A 24,578-nucleotide genomic window follows, 5' to 3' on the forward strand; every position below is an offset into this window, starting at 1 on the left:
CTAGCCCCTACATCCCCGGTAGCCACGCCAAACAGGTAGGACTGGGAACCTTGCGTACGACGTGATTCAGCCGCAGTCCACCGCCCGCACCGATCTGAAACACGCCGATGCTGTGGTCCTTTAGGTTGGCCGATAACAACCACTCATTGTCCGGGCTCAATAAAATGTCCCGTGGGCGTACCCCACCGCTGGGTACCGTATCCCGCAGTTGCAGGCTGGTTTTGGCCAGGTCGAGCCGCAGGGCGGAAATGACGCTGTAGTTTCTCTCGCTGGTGTAAATGTTCTTTCCCGCCCGATCGATCCGGATGGCGGCACCACTGGTGCCTTCCACCGCGCGCTCCGGTAGAGAGGGAAGGTCCAGGACCAATTTCGGAGCCGATTCGCGTAGGTCAATCAAGGCCACGCGCCCGCGGTACTCAAAATTGACCATCAGGTATTCCCCGGAGGGGTGCAGGGCCAGGTGCCGGGGACCGGCGCCAGCTGGGAAGTCAACCGCCAGGTCGGGCCGTTGGGTAAGTCGCCCGTCGGCCGCCCGGTCAAACACCCGCAGACAGTCCGAACCCAGGTCGCTCAGGTAAACCCGTGAGCGGGACGTATCGAATACGGCACAATGTGCGTGCGGCGCGCGGTTCTTTTCCTCCAGTTCGATGCGTTGCAGCGGCTCCCCGATGCTTCCGTCGGGTTCCAGCGAAAAGACGTGTACCGATCCGCTGGTGTAGCAACTAGCGATCAACGTACGATCGGCCAGTGCCACGTGACAGGGGTGATCGCCGTGGAGCCCGGCGTCGCTCAGTTGTTCAAAAACGACCTTGTTCCCCTTGCCGCGCTGCAGCCGGAAGGCGGTTACGCCCGGGTGTTCTTCGTTCAGGCACTCGCGCACGCCGTAGACGATCTTCCGGGAGGGATCGGTGCAGAGATAGCTCGGGTTGGTGGTCCTGGCGTGGCCGCGGTATTCGAGGCTGCCGTCCCTGGGCGAAAAGTCATAGGCGGAGATACCGCTGGCTTTACCCGGGGCGTCCTCGGACATGGTGACGGTGTAACCGCCTACGATCAATAGCATAGTAGTGCGTTTCGGCCGGGTGGGCTACCGAAAATCGATATCCTCGCCCCCAAACATATCGGCCAGGATATCCCGGAAGTTCAGACTATTGTGCAGGGCTTCCTTATTCAGTACCTCCATCTCGGCCAGACCCTGGAGTACGAGCTCCATGTAGAGGTAAGTCTCGGCTTCCGACAGTTTCTCATCGATGTGACCGGTGACGAACTTGCGCAGGCCGGCAACTTTATCCAGCGCCTCGCGGTAATCCTGGTTACTCCCGTCGTTGAGCAATTCAACCACGTGGCCGCCGCTGAAGAAGGCGCGAATGATACCGTAGGGATCGCTCTCCCCCCGGCCGTCGGCCGCCACGTCTCCCGGATCGGGGAAATGGGCGAGGAATGAGGTCTTGATGGACTGACCCAGCAACTTCATTGCTACGCCATAGGCGCCTTCCTGTTCTCCTTCGTAGACCAGCTCCACCTTGCCGGTGATGGCCGGTACCACCCCCCAGAAATCGGTGATGCGGGCCACGGTGTGCTCGTCGCCGTTGATCAGTGATCTTCTCTCGGCGGTCGAGACCAGGTTCTCCAGGGCCGTAATACTCAGGCGGGCGGACACCCCGGACTTCTCGTCGATGTACTCGCTGTCGCGGGCAGCAAATGAAAGTTGCTCGAGCATGACGTTGAGCAACTCCGGTACCTCCACGCGGTCACGCTGCTCGTCGGCCAGCGTTGCTTCCTGCGCCGTGATGCTCCGGGCGATCTCCACGGTCTTTGGATAGTGGGTGAGGATCTGGCTTTCGATGCGGTCCTTAAGCGGGGTGATGATGCTGCCGCGGTTGGTGTAGTCTTCGGGGTTGGCCGTGAACAAGAACTGGATGTCGAGAGGGAGGCGCAGCTTGAAGCCACGGATCTGAATATCCCCTTCCTGCAGGATGTTGAACAGCGATACCTGGATGCGGGCCTGCAGGTCGGGCAGTTCGTTGATCACGAAGATGCCCCGGTGTGCCCGCGGTACCAGGCCGTAGTGGATTACCCGCTCATCGGCGTAGGTGAGGCGGAGGGTCGCGGCCTTGATGGGGTCGACATCCCCGATCAGGTCGGCCACCGACACGTCGGGCGTAGCCAGTTTCTCCACGTAGCGGTCGCTGCGGTGCCACCAGTCGATGGGCGTGTCGTCGCCCATTTCCTTGATCAGGTCGGAAGAAAAGCGGCTGATCGGCGCCAGGGGGTCGTCGTTGAGTTCGCTGCCGGCTACCACGGGGACGTATTCATCCAGGAGGTTGACCAACAGACGGGCAATACGGGTTTTGGCCTGCCCCCGGAGCCCCAACAGCAGAACACTGTGGCGGCTCAGGATGGCCCGCTGCATATCCGGCAGCACCGTATCGTCAAAGCCGAGAATGCCGGGAAAAACTTCTTCTTTCTGCTGTAAACGCTGAATCAGGTTGTCGCGAAGCTCCTGCTTTACACTGCGGGGGGTGTAGCCGGACGCTTTCAGCTCACCGAGGGTTTTGGCCTGGGCCATAGATAGCTTGGTTGTCGTGGGGAAAATTGTTAAACGGCTGGCGCTACGATTGGTTGCACCCCATGCGGGCTACCTGGCGCCGCCCCGGCGACCAGACAAAATTCACCCATTATTTCGACGGTTTCGGCGACGCCCGGTACCGCAAAGTGGCCCAAAATGGCTGATTCCCTCAGTGTCGAAGTGTGCCAATTATAGAACAAAATCCTGCGCCTACGAGGAAAGAAAAAAATTATTGCGTATTGTTGAAAAAAAACGTATATTTAGTTAATTTTATAACTGACTACAAAACTATAGCACTATGGATACTTTTGCTTTAGCCCTGATCTGTATGCTGATCCTGGCAACCCTATTCCTCATCGGATACACCGTTTACCGTCTCATTGTCGGTATCTCCACCCCTGCTCACTAAACCTCGATCTATCACAGCATCTCTACTAAACCGATTTAGTTTTATCAAACCGGGAACGCCGCACGCCGAAAGGCGGGTGGTCAGTTCCCGGTTTGTCATTTGGCCCCTTCCCGGTCGTTTATTACGCCGATTCCCACTTGATCTCCTCCACCCCAGCCGTATGAGCCAGATAGCGTGACAGTACGAACAGGTAATCGCTTAGGCGATTCAGGTATACGATCACCGCCGGGTCTACACCCTCTACTTCTACGGACCTCCGCTCCGCCCGCCGGCATACGGTGCGGGCCAGGTGAGCGAAACTTACCGGCGGGCTTCCCCCCGGCAGTACAAAATGGGTCATGCGCGGCAGGGCGGCATCCATTTCATCCATAAATTCCTCCAGCTGCGTCGCCGCCGATTCCGGTACGCGGTAGCCTCCATCCGGTCGGTCGTCGGCCAGGGCGGCGCCGAGCGCGAAGAGTGTCTTTTGTTGTTCCAGGATCTGGGCGCGTACGCGGGTGCCGGGCTCGGTGGAAGGGCCGACGTGGTCCCGCAGCAGGCCCAGACAGGCGTTCAATTCGTCAATGGTACCGTAGGCTTCTACCCGGGGATCGGACTTGCTGACCCGGCGCCCACTGAACAATCCGGTTTCGCCACGGTCCCCGGTTCGGGTATAGATTTTCATCGGTCGGCCTGGTTTTCCAGCCGGGCGATGCGCTTGTACAGCTCCGGCAGGCGGGTGAAGAGAATGGAGCTCTTGATCCAGTCGCGGTAATTGTAGGCGGGAGAACCGGCCAGTGATTGGTCGGTCTCGCGGATGTGACGGGCTACCCCCGATTGCGCTTGAATATTGGTGCCATCGGCAATAGTGAGGTGCCCGGCGAATCCGACCTGCCCGCCAATCCGGCAATTGGCACCGATCTTCGTGGAGCCGGCCACGCCCGCCTGGGCGGCAATGACCGTGTTGTTCCCGATCTCGACGTTGTGGCCGATCTGAATCAGGTTGTCGAGTTTTACGCCCCGCCGGATGAGGGTTGATCCCATGGTGGCGCGATCAATGGTGGTATTGGCCCCGATTTCGACGTCGTCCTCGATGACGACGTTGCCCACCTGCGGAATCTTTCGGTAGTGGTTATCGCCGTCCGGCAGGAAGCCAAAGCCGTCGGCTCCGATCACCACGTTGGAATGCACGATACAGTCGTTGCCGATGACGCATCCGCGCAGGATGCGGGCACCGGGATAAATGGTGCAGTTCTCTCCTATCCGGACGTTCGGTCCGATGAACACCTGATCCAGCACCACCGTGCCCGCGCCGATCCGGGCCCCCTTGCTAATCACGGTGAACTTGCCGATGCGGACCTTCTCGCCGAGCTGGGCCCCGTCCTCTACCGAGGCGTGCTGGCTGATTTGCCGTACGGTGCGGGCCGCCTCGTCCTGTTGGTAAATCTCCAGCAGGCTGCGGACGGTTTCGTACACGTTCTCTACGCGGAGCAGGGTGGCGGGCACCTGTTCCTTGGGCCGAAATTCGTGACTCACCAGAACGGCGGCGGCCTCCGTACCGTATAGGTGATGCTCGTAGGCCGGGTTGGCCAGAAAGGTGATGTGGCCCTTGCCGGCCTCCTCTATCCGGGCCGGACCGGTGATTAACACCTCGGCGTCGCCCTCAACGACGGCACCGATCATCTGGGCTAGGGCCGCGGCGGATATTTGCATGGTGGGATAGGGTGGAAGCGTTAAATGATGGAGGGCAGGGCATCGGCGTCGTCGGCGGCCGGCGGATCGATGCGCCGGAGCACCTCGGCCTGGATCCGCTGCATCTGTTCAAACTGTTGCAAGACCGCGGCGCGAAAAGCCTCGTCTACGTAGGTCCGTAGATGGCCCATATTGCTGAGTCGTTCCCCTTTGCGGAAGCGGTAGATCTGGGTTACCCCCCCGAGTTCGAACTGAACTGGGTACCGACCGTCGTTTTCAAAGACGGTGATTTGCATTCGGGGATCCGGCAGTCTACCGATAATGCGCATGGTGAAAAGGCTTTCGGCAAAAGTAGGTAAAGCTTAGGCAATCCGTCTTGCCGGGGATCTACCACCCGGGAAGTCGACCAATCCGTTACTTTTGCGGCCAATGAACAGAATTATGATAACGGGGGCCGGCGGACAGTTGGGTCAGAAACTGATCGGCGCGGCCAAGGCACTGCCGCACGACTGGCGCATCTTCGCCTACAACCGCTCCACCCTAGATATTACTCGGTCGGAAGACATCCAGGCGGCCCTGGCCGAGGCACGACCCGACATATGCTTTAACGCCGCCGCCTACACGGCCGTCGACCGGGCCGAGGCGGAACCCGAAAAAGCCCACGCCATCAACGTAGACGGCGCGGGCCGTCTCGCCGCCGCCTGCCATACCGCGGGTACCGCCTTCGTGCACTTCAGTTCCGACTACGTCTACGCCGACGGTTGTAACCGGCCGTTGCTGGAAACCGATCCCACCCTAGGCACCAGCGTCTACGCGCGCACCAAATTGGAAGGGGAGCAGGAAGTGATGCTCCGTCACCCCGAAGCTTACGTCATGCGCACCAGCTGGGTCTACGCCGAGTACGGACAAAACTTCGTGCGTACCATGCTCCGCCTGGGGCGGGAGCGGCCGGAACTGGCCATCGTAGCCGATCAGATCGGTTCGCCCACCTACGCCGCTGACCTTGCCGCCGCGGCCATGAAGCTGGCTATCTCCGGCGAGGCCCCGGGATTGTACAATTACGCCAACAGTGGGGTCTGCTCCTGGTACGACCTGGCCAAGGCCGTTCACGAAATCGCGGGCATCGACTGTCAGGTCAGGCCTATCACGACCAGCCAGTATCCTACGCCGGCGAAGCGACCGGCCTACAGCGTATTAAATACCCAGAAGATCTCCTCCATCATCGGTACGCCCCGCCACTGGCGCGCCGCGCTCGTCGAGTGCATGGCCAAGATCCGGGCGCGGGAAGAAGGCTGAATCAGTGCTGGCGAATCCGGGTGCCGGCTCCTTCGCGGAGGGCTGCCAGGTTGCCAATGACCACCTCCCGAACGCCAGCATTGATGGCGGCGAAGGCGTTGTCCAACTTCGGTATCATACCGGCGGAAATCACCCCTTTCTCCCGGTAGTTGGCGTAGCTGTCGGGATTGAGTAAAGTGATTACCGATGCGGGATCGTTGATGTCGCGCAGCACGCCGGGCAGTTCGAAGCAGTATTGCAGGCTTACTTCATGGCCCACCGCGGCCAGGGCCTTTGCCACTTCGTTGGCGATCGTGTCGGCGTTGGTATTCAGGAGTTGCCCGCGCCGGTCGTGGGTAATCGGGCAGAGTACCGGGCGCAAGCCGAGCCGCAGCAAACCGTCGAGCAAGGCACCGTTCACCGCCAGGACATCGCCGGCATAGCCGTAATCGACCTTGCCCACCGGACGCTTGCGGGCCAGGACGGCGTTGCCGTCGGCACCGCTCAGACCGATGGCATTATTGCCGCGGGATTGCAATTGGGCAACGATCTCCTTATTGATCGAGCCGGCGAAGACCATGGTCACGATCTCAAGCGTGGTCTGATCCGTAATTCGGCGCCCGTCGATCATGCGCGGCGCGTGACCCAGTTCGGAAAGCACCTGATCGGCCCGCCGCCCGCCACCGTGTACCAGCAGGGAAGGGGTGAGGCCTTCGGCTATAAAGTCAAGGGCCTCGTGGAGGGTAGCCGGGTTATTGATGATGTTGCCACCGATCTTGTAGACTATCATACCGGCTATTCGTATACCGGCTCAACCGAAATGCCCTGCGCGCGCAGCAAGGCGATCACTCCGTGCTCACCCCCGAGGTGACCGGCGCCGACCGCATACATGGTAGGGGCGGTAGCGAGGCGTTCGATGATTTCAGGCACCCATGTCTGGTTGCGGCGGATGACCAGAAGCTCTTCAAAGTTGCCGTATCCCTGGCTTTCGGAGGTGATCAGCTGCGACATCTCCGCTACGGCGCGGGCCTTGTACATGGCTACCATCTGCTGCAACTGCCCCCCGCCCTCGGCCAGTCCCTCATCCATATCCGCGGCAATGGACTGGTACAGCATGTCAGCCTGTACCTGGTAGGGAATACTGTCGAACAGGCTAAGCTGGAACTCCAACGACTCCAGGCCGCCGACCGCCTTATCTCCGGCCCGGGCCACCTTGGCCAGCTCAGTCTCGTAATTTTTCATGCCACCCTCCCCGGTGCCGCCGCCGAAGGGGTTGCCGCCCGTCAGGTCCTGACCGACCATTGCGGACAAGAACATGGGTTTCATATTCTTGAACATGAAAAAGGGCAGGCCACTCTGGTTGAAGTAATTGGCCACGCTGTCGTACCGGCTGGGGGTAAGCAAATCCTCCAGGGTGGTGTCGTTGCGCATGGTTAGCTTGTCCATCAAGCCCAGCAAAACGGCCGGGTTCTGCATCTCGCTGGGGTCGATCTCGAAAAGCACGGCCTCAACGTCGTTCATGGAGCGGACCACGGAGCCGTCGAGAAAGTAATCAGCCTCCGGGATGATGTGAATCGTACCGAACAGGTAACTCGGCGCAAGGTCACCATCTGCGCTGATGCGCCAGAGCAGACTGGTATCCTCGGCAGTGGGGGCCAGAAATGCGGTGTTAGCTTCCGCCGTTGCGGTGGCCTGCGCGGAGATGGCCGCCACCGGCACGACTACGACCAGGGCCAGCAGGGAGAAAAGGGAAAGGTAGGAACGCATGGAACTTCGTCAAACGGCGGCAACGTGCCGCCGCGAATAAAAAGCCTGGCACCGCGAAAAGTTGATGACCCCAGCCGGGCCGACAGGGCCATCAAGCCTGGCGTACGCTGCCCGACTATGTTGAACCACAGAACGCGGCCCCCGGCCGCCAGCCCTGCACCCGCGACCGCGCCCACCCAGATTCGAGAGATCGCGGGATGGCGGAGCGAATAGTAATTCCGGAGCGTACCTTTGCGCAAATGCAAGACATCTTCGACCTGATTGGACGGATACTGCTGTCGTTCATCTTCTTTTTTGAAGCGTACGACTACTTCGCCTTCGAGCAACTCAACCGGCGGGCGATGACGATCTACGGAATAACGTGGAACCAGGATTTCCTGCTCTACGGCGCCATTTTCCTGTTGCTGTTTGGCGGTCTCATGGTCCTGCTCGGCTACCGAATGCGGTTGGGGGCCATCATGTTGCTCATCTACTGGGTGCCGCTCACCTTCATCGTACACGACTTCTGGGAGGAGGTGCCGGGTACCGAGGATTACCGCCTGCAGAGCCTCTTCTTCATGAAGAACCTGGCCATCATGGGTGGTCTACTCCTGGCGGCTACCCACGTGAGCGGCCGCTACCGGCTCCGACGGCTGTTTGCCACCACTCGGGTGCGGGGCTAGCGCAGGGAGCTTACAAACATCTCCATCATTTTCTTGAACACCGGATCGTCAAAGTCCTCGGCGATCACGTCAACCATTCCTTGCATCTCGTGATCGACGGCCTGCAGCAGGCCCCTGCGTAGGTATCGCTTGGTGCGACGGAAGACCGGGGGGTGGACCCGCATCAGGGTCCGGCACTGGGCCACGGCCCGGGGGATGACCTGATCCACCTCTACGGATTCGTTAACCAGGCCGATGTGCAAAGCCTGGTCGCTGTTGTACATCCGGGCCGATTGTACGTCGGCCCAGGCCCCCGCCTCGCCGCGGTAGTAGGCGTAGATGTCCGCCATCATGCGCGGAATCTGGAGGCTCATGTTGAATTCATTCATGCCCACCGTGTGCTTCTCGCCGCGCGCCATAATGCGGTAGTCGGCCGTCAGGGCCAGGATGGTGCCCCCCGCCGGCGCGAAGCCCGTAACGGCAGCGACGAACGGCTTGTCAAACCGGACCATAGTCTGCAGTGCGGCGAGGTAGGTGTGAAAGAATTCGCGCAAGCCCTCGCGATTGGAGGTGGCCAGCGTCATCACGTTGAGGCCGGCGCAGAAGCGGTTGGGCTGCCCCGCCAGGACCACGCCATCTACCGTGGCGTCGGACCCGAGTTCAAGAAAGGCGGTCTTCAGGTCGCGCGATAATGCGGTATCGATGGCGTTTACCTTGCCGTGGTCCAGGGTGATGGTGGCGAGGCGGTCTTCGATAGAGACGGTGAGGGTAGAATATTCGGGCATGGGCGGGGGGAATGGCGGTTATGGGGTAAATTTAACGGAACCAGGCGGAGAGTGGGGTAGTGCGGCCGCCTACCAATCCCCGCCGCCTCGTAAACCTTCCCCCCAAAACAGTTGTCCTAGCAACAAAGTCTTCGATCATGCCCATTTATCACCACCTCGGCCAGCTTCCGCCGAAACGACACACGCAGTTTCGGAAGCCGGACGGCTCGTTGTACCACGAGCAGCTGTTCGGCACCGTCGGGTTCGACGGGATGTCCTCGCTCATGTACCACGCCCACCGGCCTACGCAGGTACAGGAGATCCGGGGGAAGACCGATCTCAGCCCCAAGATCGCCGAGGAGAAGACCATCACCGCCCGCAAACTCATCGGCTTTGACGTGGCGCCCGAAGACGATTTCCTGCAAGCCCGCAAGCCCCTGCTCGTGAATAACGACGTGCAGGTCGGGGTGGCTGCGCCCCGGGAAAGCCTCCGCGACTATTTCTACAAAAACGCGGATGCTGACGAGTTGCTCTTCATACACCGGGGCACCGGCACGCTGCGTACTTTCTTGGGTAACATTCCTTTCGAGTACGGCGATTACCTGCTGATCCCGCGTGGCGTTATCTACCAAATCGATTTTGACGGACCGGACAACCGGATACTGTACGCCGAGTCCACCGACCCGATCTATACCCCAAAGCGTTACCGCAACCATTTTGGGCAACTACTTGAGCACTCGCCGTTTACGGAACGCGACTACAAGTTGCCTCGCGACCTGGAGACTCACGATGAGACCGGGGAATTCACGATCAAGATCAAAAAGCAGGGGATGCTGCACGAGCTCGTTTACGCGACCCACCCCTTTGACGTGGTGGGCTGGGACGGCTACAACTTTCCTTATGGCTTCAGCATCCACAACTTCGAGCCCATTACCGGTCGCGTGCACCAGCCACCGCCCGTTCACCAGACCTTCGAGACCAAATCGTTCGTGGTCTGTTCCTTTTGTCCGCGGCTCTACGATTACCATCCGAAGGCCATTCCCGCGCCCTACAATCACAGCAACATCGACTCCGACGAGGTACTTTACTACGTCGACGGCGACTTTATGAGCCGCACGGGCATCGGTCCGGGCTACCTGACGCTCCACCCCGGCGGGATTCCCCACGGGCCGCACCCGGGCACCTACGAGGGCAGCATCGGCAAAAAATCCACCGAAGAGCTGGCGGTAATGATCGACACCTTCCGCCCGCTGAAAGTGACGGAGGAGGCGGCGAGCATCGACGACGGCAAGTACTACAAATCCTGGCTGCCGCATGATTAAGCTGCTTACCATTCCTCCCGATTCCGACTTTACACTCGCTAATCTTCCCTTCGGCATTTTTTCCACGCCCGACCGGCCACGTCGGGCGGGCATAGCGGTGGGCGACGACATCCTGGATCTGGCCATGTTGGGCGAGTCCGGCATTTTCGATTTTGATGCTGCGGTGCTTAATCGACCGGTGCTCAATGATTTCATCACGTTGGGTAAATCCGTTACTTCAAGGGCGCGGTCGCAGGTGCAAGGCTGGTTGGAAAAGGAGCAGGGTAGTCCGGTTCAGGCCCGACACCTGGTACCGATGGCGGAAGCAACCCTTCACCTTCCGGTGCAGATCGGCGATTACACCGACTTCTATTCGAGTATCGAGCACGCCACCAATGTGGGCAGAATGTTCCGTGATCCCGAGAAGGCACTTTTGCCCAACTGGCGCCACCTGCCGGTGGGCTATCACGGTCGGGCCTCTTCCATCGTCGTCAGTGGCACGCCGGTGCGTCGGCCGGTCGGACAGCTTATGCCTTCCGATTCCAATCACCCGGTTTTTGAGCCCACGCGGCGACTGGACTTCGAACTCGAGATGGCTTTCGTGGTGGGCAAGGACTCCGAACTTGGCCGCCCCATTTCCGTCGGCGAGGCGGAGGAATATATCTTCGGCATGCTGCTCTTTAACGACTGGTCGGCCCGCGATATCCAGCGGTGGGAGTACGTACCCCTCGGCCCTTTCCTGGGCAAGAGTTTTGCCTCCTCGGTGTCCCCCTGGATCGTGCCGCTGGAGGCCCTGGCCCCCTTCCGCGTGGCCGGACCGGAACAGACGCCGGGCGTATTGCCGTACCTGCAGTCCGGGGGTGCCAACAATTACGACATCGACTTGCAAGTGCGCGTCAACGAAACGACGGTCTGTCGGTCCAACTTCCGGTACATGTACTGGAACATGCAGCAGCAACTGGCCCACCACACCAGCAACGGCTGCAACGTACGGGTGGGCGACCTCATGGCCTCGGGCACGATATCGGGGCAGACCCCGGATTCCTACGGCTCCCTGCTCGAATTGACCGAGAACGGGACGCGGGGCAGCTTTCTGCGCGACGGTGATACCGTTACCATGACCGGTCATTCCGGTTCGGGAAGCAGCCGCGTTGGATTCGGTTCGGTGGTCGGGCGCATCCTGCCCGCACGTAACTGATTATATTTTCATCCCAACCCCAAACTGAATCAATGACCCTCGACCCCAACGCACTGGATACCCGCGATCTCTATGCCTGCCTGTCTACCGCTGTTGCCCCACGCCCCATCGCCTTCGCTTCCACTATTGACGCGGAGGGGCGGGTTAATCTGAGTCCCTTTAGCTACTTCAACGTTTTCAGTACCACGCCGCCGATCCTGGTTTTTTCGCCGATCCGCCGGGGCCGCGACGGCTCCGCCAAGGACACCCTCAACAACGTCCACGCCGTGCCGGAAGTCGTCATCAACATCGTCAACTTCGCGATGGTGGAGCAGATGTCCCTTACCAGCACCGAATACGATACGGGAGTCAATGAGTTTGAAAAGGGAGGATTTACCGAAGTGCCGAGCGAATGCGTGCGTCCGCCGCGGGTTAAGGAATCGCCGGTTTCCTTCGAATGCCGTGTCGATCAGGTCATTGCACTAGGTGACGGCGGAGGAGCCGGCAACCTTGTAGTGGCCCGGGTGGTGAGGATTCACATTGACGAAAGCGTGCTCGACGCTGACGGCAAGCTCGATACCCGCAAGCTCGATCTCGTGGCCCGTATGGGCGGCAACGACTACTGCCGCGCCACGCCGGACAACCTTTTCGAAATTCCGAAGCCGCTGCGCACCCTTGGGCAGGGAGTCGATCAACTGCCCGCCCACATCCGGACAAGCACCGTTCTGACCGGCAACAACCTCGGTCGCCTGGGAAACCTGGAAAAAATGCCTAATTCCGAGCTCGTCGAGCAGGTGGCGATGCGGGAAGAGGTAATCCAGGCCCGCGCCGCCGGAACAGAGGCCGTACACGAACTGGCCAGAAAGTACCTCGAAAGCGGAGAGGCCGACGAAGCACTGGCTATCCTGCTGCACGCGGGCGAATAGCCCGAGCCATTTGGGTTGCTACCTTTGCCGGCCATGAAAATTACCCAAGACGACTTCTCGACGCTCCACCGCTTTCCTGTCCACTGGGGCGATATGGACAGTGCCAAACACGTAAATAACCTCGTGTACTTGCGGTGGGCGGAGACCGCCCGCGTGATCTACTTCACGGCTATCGGCGTGAATGCGGACTTTGCGCCGGGAGCCACGGGGGCCATCCTTGCCTACCAGGATTGCAAGTATACCTTCCCCATGACCTATCCGGATACCGCCCTGGTAGGGGTGCGCACCGCCGATATCAGCGACGACCGGTTCACGATGGAAACCGCCATTTTTTCCGAAACCCACGGGCGGCTTGCAGCAGTGACCCGGCAGGTCATCGTACCCTACGACTACGGTAAATTACAGAAGGCCCCCATGCCCGAAGAGTGGCTGGAGAACATTGCACGCCTGGGCTAGCCGGAACTTCGGTAGGACCCCGCCTGAAATAAAAAAGGACCGCTACCTCAGTAGCGGCCCCGAATAGGTTTATTTAGCTAGATCTGGGTATCAACGGGCGCGGTTCCCTTTGATGGGGTATTCTTCAAAAATATCGTCAACCAGGGCAACGATCTCGTCGGTGGTAGAACCACTGTAAATCGCGTCGGAGCTGATCCCCTTCCATACCGTGTTTTTGGTGGCCCGGTCGATCAGACTGACGATCAGGGTACCTTCGGTGTACTGGTAGGTATCGGTGTCATAACCGACGACGTTCCCGTAGTTATAGAAGTCGTTAAAGTAGTAATTGTTGTAGTAGGGGCTAACTGTACTTACGCCATAACTTCCGTAGGGGTAGGTGGCGTAGACTGGGTCGGTGGTGGTTTCCGTTTCCCGGTCCTTTTTGACGCTGATCAGCACCAGCAGATCCGGGTTGTCGCGGTTCAGCTTATAGCCCTGGTCTTGCATTTGGGTGTTGACCGTCTCGACGATGCGCTGGTTGACTTCATCCTGATTCACATTGCTGTTTCGTAGTTCAATGTCCGCGTTCGGCAGGTAGGCGAAAGTCTGATACTGGCTCAGGTCGGCCTCGGTAGGTTGGGCGGTGGTTACTTGCGGGCCACAACTGACGAGCAGGGCAGCGATAAGGACCACTAGGATTGAGGTAATGTACTTCATGGGTTGGTTTTTCGGGTTTAGGGTTAAAAGGGTCATTCGGTGTGTCTTTGGAACACGTAAAACGGCTAGGGTGTTCTGAATCAGGCGGTTATGTCGGAGGTCCGGAAAAAAGCAGCGGCGGCACCCCCGATCGGGGTGCCGCCGCATTCCAATGATGGATGACTTACATCGGTACTAGTTGATTTCGATGTGGCGGGGCGGCTTTTCCCGGGCATTTTCCTGCTTGGGCAGGACGAGGCGCAGGATGCCGTCTTCGTAGGTAGCCTCGATCTGGTCGTCGTCTACTACCTGGTTGTTGAGGTTGAAGGAACGCTGGAAGGACTGATAGCTGAACTCACGGCGGGAATACTTGCCGTCCTCTTTTTCTTCCTTTTCATTCCGGACCTCACTGCGGATGGTCAGCACGTTGTTGTGCAGTTCGATGGCAAAATCATCCTTTTTCATTCCGGGCGCTGCCATCTCCACGATAAATTCGTCGCCCGTCTCTTTTACATTAACGGACGGTAGGGTAGTGGTGGTGCTGGAGAAGTTGCGGTTGCGCCAGTCGAAAAGGCTATTCCAGTCGTCATCTAAAAACCTGGAGACGGCTGGCAGTACTGAATTACTACGCATGGCTCAAAGATTTAGGGTTAACAATGAAATGCCACTGTGGGATAAGCAAACGCCGTGCAATATTCGTAAAACTGACGGTTTGACAGTATTTAAGGTAGATTTGACAGTTTAGGCTCGACTGCATCCACCAGGCCGCCGCACGCTTTCCCTATAGAGCCGATATAGTTGAATCATGCCGTTCCGGCAGCAACCCCGACCGTCGGCAGAACTTTCCGGCGGGCCAGGAATTCATCATCCATATGACAGATTTACAGCAAGCCGAGATTGCGGAACTCCGCCGCCTGACCGACCTGGAACGGCAAGAAGAGCGACGCCTTCATCTCGAGGTGATCCAGGCGATGCCACTGGTGCAGCGGGTGGACAAGGGCTACAGTTGGTATCCCCTGCAGGTGGTGGAGTCAGGATACGGGATCGGCGAGCGACCCTACGTAGTCGTTACCCGGGAGGGGGAGGAGGCCCACCAGTTCCGGGCGGGCACATCGGTCAACCTCTTCACTACCCAGTCGGAAGTGCGCGCTCCGCAGCGCACGGGAGTGATCCAGTACGTGAAGAAAGATCGCATGAAGGTCATCCTTGGCGGCGAAGACCCCCCGAGCTGGCTGCAGCGCGGCGGAGTGGGCGTCGACCTGATGTTCGATGAGCGAACGTACGTGGAGATGGACAAGGCCATGGAGCATCTGGCCACCGCCCGGGGCAACCGTACGGCGGAACTCCGCGACGTGATTATGGGCGTGCGCCCGGCGGAATACCAACCGGTAGGGCCGGAGCGGGTAGCACACCTCACCGAACTCAACGACAGTCAGCGGGAAGCAGTCCGGGAAATCCTTGGGGCGAGCCACCTTAGCCTGATCCACGGACCTCCCGGTACCGGCAAGACCACCACCCTGGTGGCGGCCGTCGGAGAACTCATCAAGACCGAGACCACCGTGCTGTTTTGCGCACCCAGCAACAGTGCCGCAGACCTGGTCACCCTCCGCATGGCCGCCCGTGGCATCCGGGTCGTGCGCACGGGCAATATCAGTCGCGTCGAGGACGACGTCATGCGGCATACGCTGGAGGTGCAGATCGCGGAGCACCCCGACACCAAACAGGTCAAGAAACTTCGGCTGGAAGCGGCCGAACTGCGCCGAAAGGCTAAACGTATGCGAGGCGGGCGCGACAAGGGTATGACCTTCGCGGAAGCCGGGCGTCTCAGCGGGTGGGCCCGACAACTGGAAGACCACCTGCTCGACTACGTCCTGGATGCGGCCGACGTAATCGTGTGTACCCTGGTCGGAGCGGCGGCTTCGGTGCTCGGCGACCGGACGTTCAAAACCTGCATAATCGACGAGGCGGCCCAGGCCCTGGAGCCCGCCACCTGGATTCCCATCAACAAGGCCAATCGGGTCGTGCTGGCCGGAGATCCCTTCCAGTTGCCTCCAACGGTCAAGAGCAAAGAGGCAGAACGGCTGGGATTCGGCGTTACGCTGCTCGAAAAAGCCTTGGAGCGGCACGGCCGCAACGCCCTGCTGGAAGTACAGTACCGGATGAACGAGCGCATCATGGGCTTCAGCAACCAGTATTTCTATGCGGGGAAGCTGCGCGCGGCCCCTGAAGTAGCGGAGCGCACGCTGCCGGGCGTGACCCTGTCGGAAAGCGTGGTATTTATCGACACCGCCGGCACGGGCTTCGAGGAAAGCCTCCACCCCCAGTTCAAAAGCAGGTACAACGAGGGCGAGATCGGGATACTCATCGAGCACCTGCTACAACTGCGAAGCAGTATCCCCCCTGAGTATCCACTACCTCGGGTGGCCGTGGTTAGTCCCTACCGCGAACAGGCCGTACGCGTGGAGAATGCTTTGGAGGAGATCGGGTCATTGTCGGACCTCGACATCACGGTCAATACCATCGACGGGTTTCAGGGGCGGGAACGGGCGGTCGTCTACCTGACCCTGGTCAGAAGCAACCACCGGGCCGAGATCGGATTTCTGAACGACTACCGACGGATGAACGTGGCCCTCACCCGCGCCAAGATGCAGCTGGTGGTGATCGGCGACAGTGCCACGATTGGGAACGATCCCTTTTTCGCGGGATTTTTGGCCTACGTTGAGCGGCAGGGTACCTATCAGACCGCCTGGGAGTACATGGGTACCTAGTTGACGTTTTCTTGCCAAAAACCGGCCCCGGGTAGAGTAGCTTTGTCCTTCCAAATTTAAGATAATGACCCTACGCCTGATATCCCCCCTCCTGCTCGTTCTGTTAATGGCGGGCTGCAGCAAAGACCAAGACGCTACGAACCCACCCGTTTGCGAGGAGGGCCTCATTTCCGTGGAAGCTTACGCAGCAGCGGATACTGTGACCTACACTGAGCTTGACGAAACCGGCTTGCTGTACCGCATTCTGGAGCCAGGTTCGGCGGAGCGCCCCACCCTGAGTAGTGAAGTGACCGTCAACTACGTCGGCTCCGTCACGAACGGACGAGTCTTCGATCAGTCGCGCAACGGCCCCGTTACCTTTCCCCTGTCAAACCTGATCAAGGGGTGGCAACTCGGTATTCCCCTGGTGGGGCGTGGCGGAAAGATTCGTCTGCTCATCCCTTCCGGCCTGGGTTACGGCAGTCAGGGCAGTTGTCGCTTTGGGCAGTGCTCGATTTGTCCGGATTCGGATCTCGTATTTGATATTGAATTGGTTGATTTTGCGGGGTAGCCGGACTTAGCCTGCCCGCTTTACCACATTGTACGGCATTCGGGTTCCCGGCCTTGCACCTGCGGGCCCGCCAAAACCAAGTTATGTTGATTCGATACTGTTCTTATCTGCTCTCTTCGCTGCTCATGGCTTCCTGCGCTACCCCTGGTCGCATTTCAGGGCCCAGGGCGGTGGGTACAGGTTTTACGCCGGAGCAACGGGAAATGATCATGGCCGCCGGGGCCGACGAGCCAATGCGGGTCTGGAAGATCACGAACTACGCCGACTCGCTGCTGCTGCGGTCGCAAAGCGAGGACGTGCGCGTGGACGATAAAGATCCCGTGCTACAGCGGTTCGTCAGTCGACTGTACGCTACGGTGACGGATAGCGCGTCTTTAGGGCTTGGTATTGCCGCTCCGCAGGTAGGCATTTTGAAGAACATCATCTGGGTACAGCGGCTGGATAAGGAGGACTTGCCGTTTGAGGTTTACCTGAACCCCCGCATCCGGCAGTACTCCGAAAAGAAGCAACTCAACCGGGAAGGATGCCTGTCGATCCCTAATCGCCGCGATACCTGCTCGCGCGCCTACGCCATCCTGATGGAGTACGACCGACTCGATGGCAGCCACCACGTTGAGATGGTGGAGGATTTCACCTCCGTGATCTTTCAGCACGAGGTCGATCACCTCAACGGTATCCTGTTTCTCGATCACCTTGCCGCAGAGCGCAAGGACGCCGAGCACGTGCCGGTGGGGAAGGAGTAGGTGGTGGCAGACGTCGGACGTGTCAGTTGTGGCAAATTGGCAGACGTCGGACGTCTGCCAAAATGTCTTTCCTGGAAAATGCTAGGGTTTTCCTGCATTCCTGCCAAATCATTCGCGTAATTCTCTTTCGAAATCACCGATGGCAAGCCCCTACGCTACCTGACACGTCCGACGTCTGCCAAAATAGCAGGCTTGACACGTCCGACGTCTACAGTTCCCCGGTTCGCGCCAGCTTACTGTGCCGCACACCATAAGCGAAATAAACCAGAACGCCCAGGCCCATCCAGGCCAGAAACCGTACCCAAGTCACCAACGGCAGAGCAAGCATCAGGCTCGTACAGATGAGAATGCACAACGAGCAAACTACCTGGTAGGCCGGGGCACGAAACTTCCGCGGAGCATCCGGTCGCCGCACGCGCAGGATCCATATGCCGATCGCCACCAATACGAAAGCGAAGAGGGTGCCGATATTCGTAAGTTCGGCGGCTACGCTTATGTCGATTGTACCGGCCAGTAGTGCTACGAAGAGTCCCACAATCACCGTAGCGAAGGAGGGGGTAGCAAACCGCCGGTGTACCCGCGACAATTTCTCGCTGAGCAGTCCGTCCCGGCTCATCGTGTACAGGATCCGGATCTGCCCGAGTTGCATCACCAGCAAGACGGTAGGCATCGTGAGCGTAACGCCGATAGCGATGAGCAGGGCGACATTGTTTTCACCCACGGATACCAGTGCCTCGGCCACCGGCTTTTCGTTGGCCAGTACGCTCAGCGGTACCATGCCCGTCAGGACGGCGGCCACCGCGATATACAGCAAGGTGCAAATGACCAGTGCCCCGATCATGGCGATCGGGAGGTCGCGCTGTGGGTTCCGGGCTTCTTCCGATGTTGTACTCACTGCATCGAAACCGACGTAGGCAAAGAAGACCAGGGCCGCACCGGTCATGATACCCTTCCAACCGTTGGGGGCAAATGGCTCCCAGTAGGTAGTAGGGGCAAAGTGGGGTATCCCGTAGAAGAGAAAGATCCCGACCAGGGCCAATTTGATGATTACCAGAATGGCGTTGACGCGGGCCGATTCCTGAATACCGATATACAGCAGGGTGCTGATGGCTATAGTAATCAGGAAAGCAGGCAAATTGATCAGGGCGGTTTCGGTCGGAAAAGTGGCAAGTGTTGCTCCGTAGGTGGCTTCCACGGCTGGCGAGATTGGGACCCAAAGGCCAGAGGGCAGCTCGACCATGGGGGTCCCTGTCGCCGCGCTTAGGTAGCCCGGCAAATGAATTCCGAAGCCGTCAACCAGGTTCTTGAAGTAGCCCGACCAACCGATGGCCACGGCCACGTTGCCAACCGCATATTCCAGGATTAGGTCCCAGCCGATGATCCAAGCGAAGATTTCGCCAAAGGAACTGTAGGAATAGGTGTAGGCACTTCCGGAGATCGGAATCATGGACGCAAACTCCGCATAGCACAGGGCGGCAAACAGGCACGCTAGTCCGGTGACGACGAAGGAGATAGTCAGGGCCGGACCGGCTCCGAGTGCGTGGTCGGTACCGGCGGCAGCTTCACCGGTAAGTACGAATATGCCGGTGCCGATGATGGCACCGATGCCCAGCATCGTCAGGTCGAATACGCCCAACGAGCGCTTGAGCGAGGAATCTTCGGACTCTTGCCGGAGCAATTCCAGCGATTTTTTCCGAAGCAGTTGGTTGGTCATTTGGGGGTAGAAAAGTATGGTTCAATGGGTAAAATTAGGGTAGTTCAAACCGTATTATTCTCTTCTCCGATGATAATATTATTTGCTAGCAATTAACTGTGCATCAGTGCTTTGTGATTTTAGTTCGTGCGGCGGTGCGCTGGATCGACGATTTTCAGAGGCGCAGTACTGAGTGGAAGCCACTAGATGCTGGCAGACGTCCGACGTGTCAATGCTGACAAATTTTCAGACGTCCGACGTCTGTCAAATTGTCACCATAAGCTTTTACAGGGCTTGACCCTAAAAGAGCTCTTTAAATCACGGAATTCAGGATGCAAATTCCCTAGAACATCCCAAATCTGCACCTGACACGTCCGACGTCTGCCAAAATGACAGTACTGACACGTCCGACGTCTCCCGCCTACTCCCCAACCCCCCAATCCCGCCGGGGCTCCGGCCCCACCTCCAGTTCAAGGGTGCCGCCCCGGGCAAAGACGGCGTGGGGGAAACCGACGCTCCGCCAGGGCTGGCCATTGAGGCGGGCCGACTGGATGTAAAGGTTGTGCTTAGGGTCGCCCGCTGTGCGGATTGTGAAGACCTCCCCGGAATAGTAGTCGGGGTTCAGGGCAATGCGCACCGTATCGAAGAGGGGAGTAGTGATCTCGTACCCCGGCTCGGCGGCCGCGCTGCCGTCGACGCTGAACAGCCCGATGGCCATCAGTACGCCAAGGGCACCCATCTGCCCCTGGTCCTCGTCGCCGTGGTAGCCACCGTAAGGCGTGGTATCGGCGTAGCGGTCCTTTACGGCGCGGACCCACTTCTGGCTCAGCCAGGGGGCACCCGCTTTGTTGAAGAGATGGGCCATGGCCGTGCTGGGCTGATTGGCGTAGTCGACCCAATTCACGGCGTGGTTCTTGTCATCGGCCTGCAACCATTGCCGGCTCTGCTTCTCGAAGCTGGCGTTCAGGCGGTCGACGTAAGCCTCGCGCCCGCCGAAAAGCTCCGCAAGCGCCGGAATGTCGTGCGGCACGTAGTGACTGTAGATGGCGGAATTGGCCTCGCAAAAGCCCCGCGCGCTGAACTGGTCCGCCTCCGCCACCGGCGCGAAATCTTCCATCCAGCTGCCGTCGAGCTCGCGGGGGTGCATCCACCCGGTGGCCGGGTTCCAGAGGTTGCGGTAGTTCTCCGAGCGTCGCATGAACAGTTCGTAATCTTCCTCCTTCCCCAGGGTGCGCGCTATCTGCGCCAGGCACCAGTCCTGGTACGCGTATTCCAGGGTCATCGACGCCCCGTCCTTGTGGTACCCCCGACCGGGCAGTCCCTCGGGTACGTACCCCCGTTCCACGTAGTATTCCATGCCGCCGCCCAACCAGGTGTTGTGTTCGTACCCTGCCTTATCGCGGATGCCCCCCGGGAAGGCGTTCTTGCGCAGGCCCGCATATACGGTATCCAGGTCAAAGCCCCGATGGATGCCCCGGTTGATCGCCGCGGCGAAAAAGGAGACCGCCGGGTCGCCGATCATAACGTAGGTGTAATTGCCCCCCGATGGGCCGCGGGGGATCAGACCGCCGTTCACGTACATATCCTGCATGGTGCTCCCGAATCCGTCGAGGCGCTCGGGGTAGGCGAGGGACCACAGGATGTTGAGCGACCAGTGGCTTCCCCACCAGGCATCGAAGTTGTAGTGGGGGAACCGCGGCTGCCCGTTTTCGTCCAGCTTTACCCGGCGGATCTGCGTTTCCGCTCCGGTATTGTCGGCGTACCTGCCATCAACGTCGCTCACGATACGACGACCCAATAAGCTGTGCCACAGGTCAGTATAAAACTTGACCTGTTGTTGTTTCGTGCCCCCCCGTACGTCTATTTTGCTCAGTTCCCGGTTCCATTCCGCCCGTGATTCGGCGACGGTTTGCGCGAAGTCCCAGTGCGGCAACTCGGCTTCCAAGTTGCGGCGGGCCCCCTCCACCGAGGTGTAGGATAGGGCTACCTTGAGTTGTAGCGAATCGACCTCGCTACCGAACGTCAGGTAAGCTCCCGCATCTTTACCGGCCACTGCCTCGACCTTGCCGGGGCGGAGCTGACTATTCTCCCAGCCGCCGAAGGCGGCGATGTCCCGGTCGGTCCGCGCCACGAAGTACACCGTGAACGGCTTGGGCCGGCGGTTGGTGGGGCCCATAACCGCGTACCCCTCGATCTCCCGGTCGGAAACCCGCCGTACCTCGGAATAAAGCGTGGAATCGTGCGCCAGAAAGGCCCCCGTATCGAAGTACAAATGACGGATATCCGCCGAGTCCGGGAAAGTGTACCGGTGCAGACCGACGCGCGTGGTGCTGGTCAACTCCGCCGTGATGCCGTAGCGGTCGAGGTGAAGGCGGTGATATCCGGGATAGATCACCTCCGTTCCGTGGGAAAAAGGTGAGAGGTAGGTATCAGGTCCTCGGTGCCCCAGCATCGGCCCGGTAGCCGGCATTACCAGAATTCCCGATATCTGCCAACCATGGATATGACTGAACCCGCGCACCACGGTGGAGTCGTAGAGATAGCCGCTTTCCCAACTGCCCTTCAGGTTGGTGTCCGGACTCAGGTTGACCATGCCGAAGGGGCGACTGGCCGAACTGAAGTAGAACCAGCGCGACTTATGGGTGTCGATGAGCGGATTGACGCGCGACACGTAATCACCACTGTCGGGCAGCGGCTGGGCGACCAGACAGGAGACAACACAGGTCAGGAGAAAGAGAAACCGGTACCGCATGACTTTGCTTTGGAGAAAAAATAAGGCACCCGCGCACCGGCGCCACAATTCAGGGAAGGTAAAATACCTCCCGCAGATCGGTCGCTACGGGACTACCGTCGGGGTGCGTGAGCATCAGATCCCGCATGTGGTGCCACCACTTGCGGCAAATCTCGGTTTTCGCCACCGCGGCCCACCGCTCCTCTGACTCGATGACTACGTAGGCAAAAAGCAAATGGGTCTCCTCATCCAGAAAAATGGAATACGTGTGGGCACCGTGCGCGGAGAGGGTAGCGGCGAGCTCGGGCCAGATGGGTTGGTGGCGGCGGATGTACTCCTCCGTGTGACGCGGATCGAGTTGCATCCTGAAGGCTTTGCGGATCATGTGGGGTGGGGTATGAAAGCTTCACGAAGAGGAGAGGTACTCGATGGCCTGGATGTCCTTGTGCGTGGTGCGCTCGTAGAGCTCGTAGACGATGCCGTCCTTGAGGCCTACCCGGGGCACGAGAATGGTGTCCGCGCCTGCGGCCTCCAGCACCCGGATATAGATTTCTGAGGCCGGCACGATGACGTCGGCGCGGTCGGGGTTGAGTTTCAGGATGGACAATCGTTGATCCAGGGTGAAGGTGCGCACGTACGCCCGCAGCGCCCGCAGCTCCACCAGCGATAGACTCGACTTGCCGGTGCGCGACGACAGCCGGAAGAGCCGGTCGATGTTGCCCCCGGTGCCGATCCCGAAGACGCTGCCGGACTGACCGGAACGGTGGTGCCGGACCCATTCCCCCATCTCGGCGAAGGCCGCCGCCCGGGCCGCTTGGGCCAGCTTGCGCACGGTGCCGAGGCGAAAGGAACGGGCAGCGATCACTTCGTGGCCGGAGTAGATGTTGATCTCCGTGCTGCCGCCGCCCACGTCGATGTGGACCGCCGGGCCATCCCCCAGAAAGGGTATGATGGCCTTATGGAGCATACGCGCCTCTTCTTCACCGGAGACGAGGTGAATGTCCACTCCGGCCGTTTCCCGCACCGCCGCGATGACCTCCGATCCGTTGTCCGCCTCCCGCATGGCCGAAGTGGCCACGGCGTAGAGTCCGTCCACTTCGTAAAGTTCGACCAGCAACTGGAAGGTCCGCATCAGTTTGGTGAAGCGGGCGGCCGTAGGCGGGGTAATCTGGCCGCGGGTAAATACGTCGTGCCCCAGCCGCAGGGGGAAACGGAGGTATTCGAGGCTTTTGAAGCTGATTAGCTCCGTCTGGTCGTAGACCTGCACCACCTCCAGGCGGACGGCGTTGGAGCCTATGTCAATGGCGGCGAGTTTCATGCGGGAGGGTTTATGGAAGACTGAGGAGGGTGGGGGGTTACAGGCTTTCCCGCTCGATCAGGCGGAAAGGATTCTTGACGCGTTCGGTTTTCTTGTTCAGGATCATGTCGGCCGCCGTGCGCCCCATGGCATCGAAGTCGGTGGACACCACCGTGATGCCGAGCAGGTCCTTAAGGGGAGTATCGTTGTAGGAAATCACCCCGACGTCCTCCCCGAGGGCCATCTCCTTGTCGCGTATCTGCTTGACGAGATTGACAAGGTCCGCCTCCTCGATGGTGATGAAGAGGTCGCCGCGGCGCAGGATGGTGTCCTCGTAGATTTCGTCGATCACCTCGAAGGGCATGTCGGCCTCCACGCAGAACCGGCGGAACCCGTGCAGGATGCGCTTGGGATAGGGGTAGACGGCCCGCTCGGGGTAAACAAGGATGAGTTTTTGGTACTTCCGGATCTTGCTCTCGCCTTTTTTCAATGCGGCGTAAATGTCCATTTCGAAGTCCTGGTACACCTCCGCGTATTCGCCGCCGAGTTGGATCAGGTTATTGTCCATCATAATCAACTTGTTCTTCGGAATGGCGTCAATGGCCCGCAGGACCTCCTCCGTGGCGCTGACGTGGCGCAGGGCGGGGGTCTTGAAGTGGGGCATCACGATGTAGTAGTCGTACACCTGGCTGGATTTTGCCAGCAGGTTCAGGAACAGCCCTTCGTCGCAGTGGTAGATGTAGAGGTCCACGTGTCCGTGCGCGGCGATCCGCTGCACGAAGGCGTTATAGATCCGCATCTTGTAGGAGCTCAGCTTATTGACCAGGAAGAGGATATTGACCTTCGAGATCAGTTTGGTGCGCGTGACGTAGAAGCCCTTGCCCTTCACCGAGGTGATCACCTTGCGGCTCTTGAGTATGTTGTAGGCCTTTTCCACGGTGTCGCGCGAGAGGTCGTAGCGTTCGCTCAGGGCATTGATGGAGGGGATCTTGTCGTCCATGCGCAATTCCCCGCGGCTGATCAGGTCGATGATGGAATTGACGATCTGCTGGTACTTGGGGATGCGGGAGTCTTCCTTGATGGGTAGGGGCCGGTCGTTATTCATGGTGTGTAGCGGCGGATAATGGTTTTGGCGGAGCTTCCGGGCCGCGGCGTGCGGGTGCCGTGC

General features: G+C 59.5%; 24 protein-coding genes. 9 read left to right on the plus strand and 15 right to left on the minus strand.

Annotated features, from left to right (window positions below; all coding sequences use genetic code 11):
• Window positions 1-7 precede the first annotated feature (7 nt).
• The 5 genes from E4021_RS16805 to E4021_RS16825 all read right to left on the minus strand — a co-directional run bounded on the left by E4021_RS16805 (window position 8) and on the right by E4021_RS16825 (window position 4,975).
• Window positions 8-1,060, minus strand: a complete 1,053-nt coding sequence (locus E4021_RS16805) for a lactonase family protein (protein ID WP_136460546.1) — start codon at window positions 1,058-1,060, stop codon at window positions 8-10.
• 24 nt (window positions 1,061-1,084) lie between these two features.
• Complete coding sequence (locus E4021_RS16810; RefSeq protein WP_136460547.1) at window positions 1,085-2,566, minus strand: sigma 54-interacting transcriptional regulator; 1,482 nt, start codon at window positions 2,564-2,566, stop codon at window positions 1,085-1,087.
• A gap of 530 nt (window positions 2,567-3,096) precedes the next feature.
• Window positions 3,097-3,639: a cob(I)yrinic acid a,c-diamide adenosyltransferase gene (locus E4021_RS16815; RefSeq protein ID WP_136460548.1), complete on the minus strand. Its 543-nt coding sequence runs from the start codon at window positions 3,637-3,639 to the stop codon at window positions 3,097-3,099.
• On the minus strand, window positions 3,636-4,667 hold the full coding sequence (lpxD, locus tag E4021_RS16820; RefSeq protein WP_136460549.1) for a UDP-3-O-(3-hydroxymyristoyl)glucosamine N-acyltransferase: 1,032 nt from the start codon (window positions 4,665-4,667) through the stop codon (window positions 3,636-3,638). Before lpxD ends, E4021_RS16815 begins: the two co-directional genes overlap by 4 nt.
• A gap of 20 nt (window positions 4,668-4,687) precedes the next feature.
• Window positions 4,688-4,975: a hypothetical protein gene (locus E4021_RS16825; protein WP_136460550.1), complete on the minus strand. Its 288-nt coding sequence runs from the start codon at window positions 4,973-4,975 to the stop codon at window positions 4,688-4,690.
• A 100-nt stretch (window positions 4,976-5,075) separates the two neighbouring features.
• Between E4021_RS16825 and rfbD the strand changes: the two genes are divergently transcribed.
• Window positions 5,076-5,942 (plus strand): dTDP-4-dehydrorhamnose reductase, encoded by an 867-nt coding sequence (gene rfbD, locus E4021_RS16830; RefSeq protein WP_136460551.1) that lies wholly within the window; start codon window positions 5,076-5,078, stop codon window positions 5,940-5,942.
• A gap of 1 nt (window position 5,943) precedes the next feature.
• Here rfbD and argB read toward each other — a convergent pair whose 3' ends face one another.
• Entirely contained in the window at window positions 5,944-6,711 is a 768-nt protein-coding gene (argB, locus tag E4021_RS16835) for an acetylglutamate kinase (RefSeq protein WP_136460552.1), read from the minus strand.
• Between the two features lie 5 nt (window positions 6,712-6,716).
• Window positions 6,717-7,688, minus strand: coding sequence for a TraB/GumN family protein (locus E4021_RS16840; RefSeq protein ID WP_136460553.1), 972 nt, complete (start codon window positions 7,686-7,688; stop codon window positions 6,717-6,719).
• Between the two features lie 239 nt (window positions 7,689-7,927).
• Here E4021_RS16840 and E4021_RS16845 point away from each other — a divergent pair, with 239 nt between their 5' ends.
• Window positions 7,928-8,350, plus strand: coding sequence for a DoxX family protein (locus E4021_RS16845; RefSeq protein WP_136460554.1), 423 nt, complete (start codon window positions 7,928-7,930; stop codon window positions 8,348-8,350).
• On the opposite strand, the gene E4021_RS16850 is transcribed toward E4021_RS16845, so the two are convergent.
• Complete coding sequence (locus E4021_RS16850) at window positions 8,347-9,114, minus strand: enoyl-CoA hydratase/isomerase family protein (RefSeq protein WP_136460555.1); 768 nt, start codon at window positions 9,112-9,114, stop codon at window positions 8,347-8,349. The genes E4021_RS16845 and E4021_RS16850 overlap by 4 nt on opposite strands.
• Before the next feature lie 137 nt (window positions 9,115-9,251).
• Here E4021_RS16850 and E4021_RS16855 point away from each other — a divergent pair, with 137 nt between their 5' ends.
• Genes E4021_RS16855 through E4021_RS16870 form a run of 4 tightly spaced genes read left to right on the plus strand, consistent with a single transcriptional unit; the run spans window position 9,252 to window position 12,953 of the window.
• Window positions 9,252-10,415, plus strand: a complete 1,164-nt coding sequence (locus E4021_RS16855; protein ID WP_136460556.1) for a homogentisate 1,2-dioxygenase — start codon at window positions 9,252-9,254, stop codon at window positions 10,413-10,415.
• Window positions 10,408-11,592: a fumarylacetoacetase gene (gene fahA / locus E4021_RS16860; protein ID WP_136460557.1), complete on the plus strand. Its 1,185-nt coding sequence runs from the start codon at window positions 10,408-10,410 to the stop codon at window positions 11,590-11,592. The genes E4021_RS16855 and fahA overlap by 8 nt, the downstream gene beginning before the upstream one ends.
• Window positions 11,593-11,624: 32 nt before the next feature.
• Window positions 11,625-12,497, plus strand: a complete 873-nt coding sequence (locus tag E4021_RS16865) for a flavin reductase family protein (protein ID WP_136460558.1) — start codon at window positions 11,625-11,627, stop codon at window positions 12,495-12,497.
• Window positions 12,498-12,530: 33 nt separating this feature from the next.
• Window positions 12,531-12,953, plus strand: coding sequence for an acyl-CoA thioesterase (locus E4021_RS16870; protein WP_136460559.1), 423 nt, complete (start codon window positions 12,531-12,533; stop codon window positions 12,951-12,953).
• 90 nt (window positions 12,954-13,043) lie between these two features.
• Here E4021_RS16870 and E4021_RS16875 read toward each other — a convergent pair whose 3' ends face one another.
• The gene (locus E4021_RS16875; RefSeq protein ID WP_168797665.1) at window positions 13,044-13,649 is read right to left on the minus strand and encodes a DUF4136 domain-containing protein; all 606 of its coding nucleotides are present in this window, start codon (window positions 13,647-13,649) and stop codon (window positions 13,044-13,046) included.
• Window positions 13,650-13,823: 174 nt separating this feature from the next.
• Window positions 13,824-14,261, minus strand: a complete 438-nt coding sequence (locus E4021_RS16880; protein ID WP_136460561.1) for an Hsp20/alpha crystallin family protein — start codon at window positions 14,259-14,261, stop codon at window positions 13,824-13,826.
• Between the two features lie 239 nt (window positions 14,262-14,500).
• On the opposite strand from E4021_RS16880, the gene E4021_RS16885 reads away from it, so the two are divergent.
• The 3 genes from E4021_RS16885 (at window position 14,501) to E4021_RS16895 (ending at window position 17,689) form a co-directional block, all read left to right on the plus strand.
• Window positions 14,501-16,396, plus strand: coding sequence for an AAA domain-containing protein (locus tag E4021_RS16885; RefSeq protein WP_136460562.1), 1,896 nt, complete (start codon window positions 14,501-14,503; stop codon window positions 16,394-16,396).
• Between the two features lie 64 nt (window positions 16,397-16,460).
• Window positions 16,461-16,946, plus strand: coding sequence for an FKBP-type peptidyl-prolyl cis-trans isomerase (locus E4021_RS16890; RefSeq protein WP_136460563.1), 486 nt, complete (start codon window positions 16,461-16,463; stop codon window positions 16,944-16,946).
• 83 nt (window positions 16,947-17,029) lie between these two features.
• The gene (locus E4021_RS16895; RefSeq protein ID WP_136460564.1) at window positions 17,030-17,689 is read left to right on the plus strand and encodes a peptide deformylase; all 660 of its coding nucleotides are present in this window, start codon (window positions 17,030-17,032) and stop codon (window positions 17,687-17,689) included.
• Between the two features lie 208 nt (window positions 17,690-17,897).
• On the opposite strand, the gene E4021_RS16900 is transcribed toward E4021_RS16895, so the two are convergent.
• The 5 genes from E4021_RS16900 to E4021_RS16920 form a co-directional block, all read right to left on the minus strand.
• Window positions 17,898-19,403 (minus strand): amino acid permease, encoded by a 1,506-nt coding sequence (locus E4021_RS16900; RefSeq protein ID WP_136460565.1) that lies wholly within the window; start codon window positions 19,401-19,403, stop codon window positions 17,898-17,900.
• Window positions 19,404-19,803: 400 nt separating this feature from the next.
• On the minus strand, window positions 19,804-22,134 hold the full coding sequence (locus tag E4021_RS16905) for a GH92 family glycosyl hydrolase (RefSeq protein ID WP_136460566.1): 2,331 nt from the start codon (window positions 22,132-22,134) through the stop codon (window positions 19,804-19,806).
• A 49-nt stretch (window positions 22,135-22,183) separates the two neighbouring features.
• Window positions 22,184-22,498: an L-rhamnose mutarotase gene (rhaM, locus tag E4021_RS16910; RefSeq protein WP_136460567.1), complete on the minus strand. Its 315-nt coding sequence runs from the start codon at window positions 22,496-22,498 to the stop codon at window positions 22,184-22,186.
• 21 nt (window positions 22,499-22,519) lie between these two features.
• On the minus strand, window positions 22,520-23,431 hold the full coding sequence (locus tag E4021_RS16915; protein ID WP_136460568.1) for a Ppx/GppA phosphatase family protein: 912 nt from the start codon (window positions 23,429-23,431) through the stop codon (window positions 22,520-22,522).
• 37 nt (window positions 23,432-23,468) lie between these two features.
• Entirely contained in the window at window positions 23,469-24,515 is a 1,047-nt protein-coding gene (locus E4021_RS16920) for a GntR family transcriptional regulator (protein WP_136460569.1), read from the minus strand.
• Window positions 24,516-24,578 lie beyond the last annotated feature (63 nt).

The sequence above is a fragment of the Neolewinella litorea genome (genome assembly GCF_004803465.1).
GTDB lineage: Bacteria > Bacteroidota > Bacteroidia > Chitinophagales > Saprospiraceae > Neolewinella > Neolewinella litorea.

Excerpts from the sequence above, each read along its gene's own strand:
- E4021_RS16805 (WP_136460546.1), bottom strand. The coding sequence starts at position 1,060 with ATGCTATTGATCGTAGGCGGTTACACCGTCACCATGTCCGAGGACGCC.
- E4021_RS16810 (WP_136460547.1), bottom strand. The coding sequence starts at position 2,566 with ATGGCCCAGGCCAAAACCCTCGGTGAGCTGAAAGCGTCCGGCTACACC.
- E4021_RS16815 (WP_136460548.1), bottom strand. The coding sequence starts at position 3,639 with ATGAAAATCTATACCCGAACCGGGGACCGTGGCGAAACCGGATTGTTC.
- lpxD (WP_136460549.1), bottom strand. The coding sequence starts at position 4,667 with ATGCAAATATCCGCCGCGGCCCTAGCCCAGATGATCGGTGCCGTCGTT.
- E4021_RS16825 (WP_136460550.1), bottom strand. The coding sequence starts at position 4,975 with ATGCGCATTATCGGTAGACTGCCGGATCCCCGAATGCAAATCACCGTC.
- rfbD (WP_136460551.1), top strand. The coding sequence starts at position 5,076 with ATGAACAGAATTATGATAACGGGGGCCGGCGGACAGTTGGGTCAGAAA.
- argB (WP_136460552.1), bottom strand. The coding sequence starts at position 6,711 with ATGATAGTCTACAAGATCGGTGGCAACATCATCAATAACCCGGCTACC.
- E4021_RS16840 (WP_136460553.1), bottom strand. The coding sequence starts at position 7,688 with ATGCGTTCCTACCTTTCCCTTTTCTCCCTGCTGGCCCTGGTCGTAGTC.
- E4021_RS16845 (WP_136460554.1), top strand. The coding sequence starts at position 7,928 with ATGCAAGACATCTTCGACCTGATTGGACGGATACTGCTGTCGTTCATC.
- E4021_RS16850 (WP_136460555.1), bottom strand. The coding sequence starts at position 9,114 with ATGCCCGAATATTCTACCCTCACCGTCTCTATCGAAGACCGCCTCGCC.
- E4021_RS16855 (WP_136460556.1), top strand. The coding sequence starts at position 9,252 with ATGCCCATTTATCACCACCTCGGCCAGCTTCCGCCGAAACGACACACG.
- fahA (WP_136460557.1), top strand. The coding sequence starts at position 10,408 with ATGATTAAGCTGCTTACCATTCCTCCCGATTCCGACTTTACACTCGCT.
- E4021_RS16865 (WP_136460558.1), top strand. The coding sequence starts at position 11,625 with ATGACCCTCGACCCCAACGCACTGGATACCCGCGATCTCTATGCCTGC.
- E4021_RS16870 (WP_136460559.1), top strand. The coding sequence starts at position 12,531 with ATGAAAATTACCCAAGACGACTTCTCGACGCTCCACCGCTTTCCTGTC.
- E4021_RS16875 (WP_168797665.1), bottom strand. The coding sequence starts at position 13,649 with ATGAAGTACATTACCTCAATCCTAGTGGTCCTTATCGCTGCCCTGCTC.
- E4021_RS16880 (WP_136460561.1), bottom strand. The coding sequence starts at position 14,261 with ATGCGTAGTAATTCAGTACTGCCAGCCGTCTCCAGGTTTTTAGATGAC.
- E4021_RS16885 (WP_136460562.1), top strand. The coding sequence starts at position 14,501 with ATGACAGATTTACAGCAAGCCGAGATTGCGGAACTCCGCCGCCTGACC.
- E4021_RS16890 (WP_136460563.1), top strand. The coding sequence starts at position 16,461 with ATGACCCTACGCCTGATATCCCCCCTCCTGCTCGTTCTGTTAATGGCG.
- E4021_RS16895 (WP_136460564.1), top strand. The coding sequence starts at position 17,030 with ATGTTGATTCGATACTGTTCTTATCTGCTCTCTTCGCTGCTCATGGCT.
- E4021_RS16900 (WP_136460565.1), bottom strand. The coding sequence starts at position 19,403 with ATGACCAACCAACTGCTTCGGAAAAAATCGCTGGAATTGCTCCGGCAA.
- E4021_RS16905 (WP_136460566.1), bottom strand. The coding sequence starts at position 22,134 with ATGCGGTACCGGTTTCTCTTTCTCCTGACCTGTGTTGTCTCCTGTCTG.
- rhaM (WP_136460567.1), bottom strand. The coding sequence starts at position 22,498 with ATGATCCGCAAAGCCTTCAGGATGCAACTCGATCCGCGTCACACGGAG.
- E4021_RS16915 (WP_136460568.1), bottom strand. The coding sequence starts at position 23,431 with ATGAAACTCGCCGCCATTGACATAGGCTCCAACGCCGTCCGCCTGGAG.
- E4021_RS16920 (WP_136460569.1), bottom strand. The coding sequence starts at position 24,515 with ATGAATAACGACCGGCCCCTACCCATCAAGGAAGACTCCCGCATCCCC.